The sequence below is a fragment of the Acidimicrobiales bacterium genome, assembly GCA_036491125.1.
Taxonomy (GTDB): Bacteria; Actinomycetota; Acidimicrobiia; order Acidimicrobiales; family AC-9; genus AC-9.
In genome coordinates, this window is sequence record DASXCO010000099.1 from 1 (window position 1) to 3,773 (window position 3,773).

The following is a 3,773-nucleotide window of genomic DNA, read 5'->3' on the forward strand; positions in this document are numbered from 1 at the left end:
CTCGATCCGTCGCGAACCAGCCAACCGACAGGAGGCACATCTCATGCCCAAGGCAGTCGGCATCGACCTCGGCACCACCAACTCCGTCGTCGCCGCCCTCGAGGCAGGCGAGCCCACGGTCATCCCCAATGCCGAGGGATCCCGGACGACCCCCTCCGTGGTGGGGTTCTCCCGCTCGGGCGAGGTCCTCGTCGGGGAGGTGGCCAAGCGCCAGTCGATCACCAACCCTGATCGAACCATCCGCTCGGTGAAGCGGCACATGGGCGACGCCAGTTGGTCGGTCGACATCGACGGGAAGGCGTACGCCCCCCAGGAGATCTCGGCTCGCATCCTGCAAAAGCTCAGGAGAGACGCCGAGTCCTACCTGGGAGACACGGTGACCCAGGCCGTGATCACGACCCCGGCCTACTTCGACGACGCTCAGCGCACGGCCACCAAGGAGGCCGGGCAGATCGCCGGCCTCGAGGTGCTGCGCATCATCAACGAGCCCACCGCGGCGGCGCTGGCCTACGGGCTGGACAAGGAGGGCGAGGACCAGACGATCCTCGTCTTCGACCTCGGTGGCGGCACCTTCGACGTGTCGATCCTCACCATCGGCGAGGGCGTGTTCGAGGTGAAGGCCACCCACGGGGACACCCAGCTCGGCGGTGACGACTGGGATCAGCGGGTGATCGATTGGCTGGTCAAGGAGTTCAAGAACACCGAGGGCGTCGACCTGTCAGCCGACAAGATGGCTTTGCAGCGTCTGAAGGAGGCAGCGGAGAAGGCCAAGATCGAGCTGTCCCAGGTGGCCGAGACGCAGATCAACCTGCCCTTCATCACGGCCACGTCCGATGGCCCCAAGCACCTGGACCTCAAGCTCACGCGGTCACGCTTCCAGGAGCTGACCGCCGACCTGGTCGATCGGTGCCGCGGCCCGTTCGATCAGGCCATCTCCGACGCGGGGCTCTCCAAGGACCGCATCGACCACGTCATTCTGGTGGGCGGCGCCACCCGGATGCCCGCCATCCAGGACCTGGTGAAGGAGCTGACCGGCAAGGACCCCCACAAGGGCGTCAACCCCGACGAGGTCGTGGCGATCGGCGCCGCCGTCCAGGCGGGCGTGCTCAAGGGCGAGGTCAAGGACGTCTTGCTGCTGGACGTAACGCCCCTCAGCTTGGGAATCGAGACCAAGGGCGGGGTCATGACGAAGCTCATCGAGCGCAACACGACCATCCCAACCAAGAGGACCGAGGTGTTCACCACCGCCGAGGACAACCAGCCATCGGTGGAGATCCACGTCCTCCAGGGCGAGCGGGAGATGGCGTCGTACAACAAGACTCTGGGCCAGTTCCAGCTCGTCGACCTGCCCCCGGCCCCTCGCGGGGTCCCCCAGATCGAGGTCACCTTCGACATCGACGCCAACGGCATCGTGCACGTCTCGGCCAAAGACCGGGCCACGGGCAAGGAGCAGTCGATGACGATCACTGGACAGTCCTCGCTCGGCAAGAACGAGATCGACCGTATGGTGCGAGACGCCGACGCTCATGCCGAGGAGGATCGCCGCCGGCGCGAAGAAGCCGACGTGCGGAACACGGCCGACAGCCTCGTCTACCAGACCGAGAAGCTGGTCGGAGATCAGGGTGACAAGATCGCCCCCGACCAGCGGGCAAGTGTCGCTGATCAGCTCAAAGCGCTCAAAGACGCGCTGTCGGGCTCCGACGTGGAGGCGATCCGAAGGGCTACTGACGCCCTCGTCGCCACGTCCCAGGATCTCAGCCGGCAGCTGTTCGAACAGACGGGATCAACACCGGGTAACGGCGCCGCGGGCCAGGCGCCAGATGGTGGTCAGCGGCCATCGGACGACGAGGTCGTCGATGCAGAGATCGTCGACGACCACGAATCGGCATGAGCGAGTCCGATCACCCGCCTGACGGTCCTACCGGGCCCAGGCCGCTCCTACCGGAGGCGGAGCTGGACGAGCCGCCCGAGGCGGACCTGGACGAGCCGGAGCCGGACGAGCTCCGTCGCCTCGCAGCAGAGAGGGACGAGTACCGCGAGACCCTCCTGCGAGTCCAGGCCGACTTCGAGAACTACCGCAAGCGGATGCTGCGACAGCAGACTGCGGCGGTAGAGCGAGCAGCCGAGAACGTCGTGAGCAAGCTGCTGCCCTTGCTCGACGCTCACGAGCTCGCTGCGGCACACCATCCCGAGGTCGCTGGTCCCCTACGGGCGGCGCTCTGGGCGGTACTGCAGAGCGAGGGAGTCGAGCGCATCGAGCCCACCGGCGAGCCCTTCGATCCGACGACCGCCGAGGCGGTGGAGCATGAGGGGGGCGAGGGACCGGAGCTCGTCGCGGAGACGCTGCGACCCGGTTACAGGTTCAAAGGCCATGTCTTGCGGCCGGCGCTGGTCAAGGTCCGCAACGGCGAGGTTAGTGCCGAGCGGAGGTGAGCAGCCGTGCCGGTTCAGACCGAGTGGCTGGAAAAGGACTACTACAACGTGCTGGGTGTTCCCGAGGCGGCCAGTCAGGACGAGATCCAGCGCGCGTACCGCCGCCTGGCCCGTCGGCTCCACCCCGACGCCAATCCGGACAACCCCGACGCCGAGGAGCGCTTCAAGGACGTGTCCGCCGCCTACGACGTGATAGGCGACCCCGAAAAGCGCCGTGAGTACGACGAGCTTCGGCGGCAGATGTCCGCGGCATCCGCGTCACGAGCCCGCTCGGGCGACGGCCCCGGAGGGTTCCGGGTGCGGCAGGGCTCGACCGAGGACATGGGCGGCTTCCACGGGTTCGAAGACCTGCTGGAGGACTTGATCGGATCCCAGTTCGGTGGAGAGTCGCGTCGTCCTCGGGCCGAGCAAGGCGCGGACCTGCGGAGTGAGATCGTGCTCAGCCTCGAGGAGGCCGCGCAGGGCGCAACCAGGACCCTCGAGCTGCAGACCGAGGTCGTCTGCTCGACCTGCAAGGGGAGCGGCGCCCGGCCAGGGACCACGCCTCGGACGTGTCCCACCTGCAGGGGTCTGGGGAGCATCGAGGAGAGCCAGGGTCTGTTCTCCATGAGGCGCCCGTGCCCGCGCTGCGGGGGGCGAGGGCAGGTCATCGACGACCCGTGTCCGACCTGCCGCGGCCGCGGAACGGTGACCCGCAAGCGAAAGGTGAAGGTTCGCGTACCACCCGGAGTCGACGATGGTCAGGTCATCCGGGTCGCCGGCCGCGGAAGCGCTGGCCAGAATGGTGCGCCGCCAGGCGACCTCTATGTGACCGTCCACGTCGCTCCCCACGCGATATTCGGACGCTCCGGTCGCAACCTGACGCTCACGCTTCCCGTCAGCTTCCCCGAAGCCGCCCTGGGCGCGGACGTGAAGGTGCCGACCATCGACGGGGACCCGGTGACCTTGCGTCTTCCTCCGGGAACCCAGAGCGGTCGGATCCTCCGAGTTCGCGGGAGGGGCGTTCGGGACCGGAGAGGCCGGGGCGATCTCCTCGTGACCATCCAGGTCGCCGTGCCCGAGCATCTGTCGCCGGAGGAGCAGCGAGCCGTCAAGGACCTGGCGCAGGTGTTGCAGAGCCCCCCTCGAGCTCACCTCGGGGTGTGAGCGGTGAGCGACGCTGATCCCAACCGAGAGCCGTAAGGAGAGCTGACATGGCGATGGCGTTCGATCCCAATCGCTGGACGATCAAGACCCAGGAGGCCTTCCAGGCCGCCGTGGGCCTGGCGCGCGAGCGCAACAACGCCGAGGTCACTCCCGAGCACCTGCTGGCCGCCCTGGTGGGCCAGTCCGAAGGTGTC

General features: G+C 67.7%; 3 protein-coding genes. All 3 read left to right on the plus strand.

Features of this window, described 5'->3' with window-relative positions; genetic code table 11:
* On the plus strand, window positions 1-1,891 hold a 1,891-nt coding region (gene dnaK / locus VGF64_08675), incomplete at its 5' end, for a molecular chaperone DnaK (GenBank protein HEY1634818.1).
* Window positions 1,888-2,433 carry a nucleotide exchange factor GrpE gene (locus VGF64_08680; GenBank protein ID HEY1634819.1) on the plus strand — a complete coding sequence of 182 codons (546 nt, stop codon included), beginning with the start codon at window positions 1,888-1,890 and terminating at the stop codon, window positions 2,431-2,433. The genes dnaK and VGF64_08680, both read left to right, overlap by 4 nt.
* 6 nt (window positions 2,434-2,439) lie before the next feature.
* A complete protein-coding gene (gene dnaJ, locus VGF64_08685; protein HEY1634820.1) occupies window positions 2,440-3,579 on the plus strand; it encodes a molecular chaperone DnaJ in 1,140 nt (379 codons plus the stop codon).
* The last annotated feature ends 194 nt before the right edge of the window (window positions 3,580-3,773 follow it).

Coding starts and splice junctions, on each gene's coding strand:
- VGF64_08680 (HEY1634819.1), top strand. CDS start 1,888: ATGAGCGAGTCCGATCACCCGCCTGACGGTCCTACCGGGCCCAGGCCG.